The 1,376-nt window shown below is 63.1% G+C and carries 1 protein-coding gene; it reads left to right on the top strand.

The genetic code is table 11. The features are described from left to right. Positions 1-141: 141 nt before the first annotated feature. On the top strand, positions 142-1,376 hold a 1,235-nt coding region (locus CWO89_RS44245), incomplete at its 3' end, for an IS4 family transposase (protein WP_165421613.1).

Genomic DNA, 1,376 nt, shown 5'->3' on the forward strand with positions numbered 1-1,376 from the left:
TGTCATATTCGCACATCTTGCGAAGGAATTTGATCGCTGATTCCGTGAGTTGAACGATGATTCGCGGGAGTGAGCGATGTCTGGGATGGACTACGGGCTGGGTCGGTTTGGCGATGCGCGGCTGGAAAAAGGGGGGCGCATTTGCATGCGGCGCTGGTTGCGCGGCCAGGCTCGTGCATCCGTCAACTGGCGCAATGCAGCCGCGCGCGTGAGATTCAGTTCACGCGCTTTCTTCGCAACGACGCGGTGACGGCAGAAGAGATAGCCGCGTACGCGGCGGAACGCACAGCGGCGCGGGCGAGGGGACGTGATGTCGTCGTGGTCCAGGATACCAGCGAGCTTTCGCTGGGAGGGCGGCGTGCGAAAGCGAACGGCTACGGGCCGATCGGGAAAGGCGGAGCGCTGCGGGGCCTGTTGCTGCATGCCGCCCTGGCGGTCGATGCCAGCAACGGCGGAGTGATCGGCCTCGTCGATGCGAAGGTGTGGAACCGCACGGGCGGCAAGGCCAAGCATCGACGGGCGCGAACGACGAAACAGAAGGAATCGCAACGTTGGCTCGATAGCACGAGGCGCGCCGCAGAGGTGCTGGCGGAGGCTGCGAGCATCACGGTGGTATCGGACCGGGAAAGCGACATCTACGCGCACTTCGCGTTCCGTCCGCAGACTACGCATTTGATCGTGCGGGCCTGCCAGAACCGGCGGATCGAGGAGGAGCAGATTGATCTGCTGTTCTCGCACATCGATAGTCTGCCCGAAGCAGGTCGGCTCAAAGTGAACATTCCTGCGGCTCCGGGACGCAAGGCGCGCAGCAGCGAACTGGCAATCCGCTTCTCGCGTGTGACCCTGCGCAAGCCGCTGCATGGAACTGCCGATCTGCCCGACACGGTCACATTGGCCGTGGTCGACGTGCGCGAGACATCGACGCCAGAGGGTGGCAAGCCGATCCACTGGCGACTGCTGACGACCCATCCGGTCACCAACATCGCCGACGCGCGCAGAACCGTTGATCTCTATCGGATGCGCTGGGTCGTCGAGGAGTACTTCCACACGCAGAAGACCGGAGGCTTCGATATCGAGGCCGCCGACATCAGTGATCCTGAGGCCATGATCAGGTTCGCCGCTGTTGTGGCCGTAGCGGCTGTATCGGTGATGCAACTGGTCAAGGCTCGCGACGGCACCACCGGCCAAAACCTGCTTGAGGCCTTCGAGCCTGCCGATCAACCCATCCTCGAAGCCGTCTCGGCCAAACTGGAAGGCAAGACCGAGCGGCAAAAGAACGCGCACCCTAAAGGTTCACTGGCCTTCGCCGCTTGGGTCATTGCCCGTCTGGGCGGATGGGACGGCTACTATGGCAAGCCCGGGCCGAAAACGATGCG

It is taken from the genome of Bradyrhizobium sp. Leo170, from assembly GCF_004296405.1.
In the GTDB taxonomy this organism is placed as follows: Bacteria; Pseudomonadota; Alphaproteobacteria; order Rhizobiales; family Xanthobacteraceae; genus Bradyrhizobium.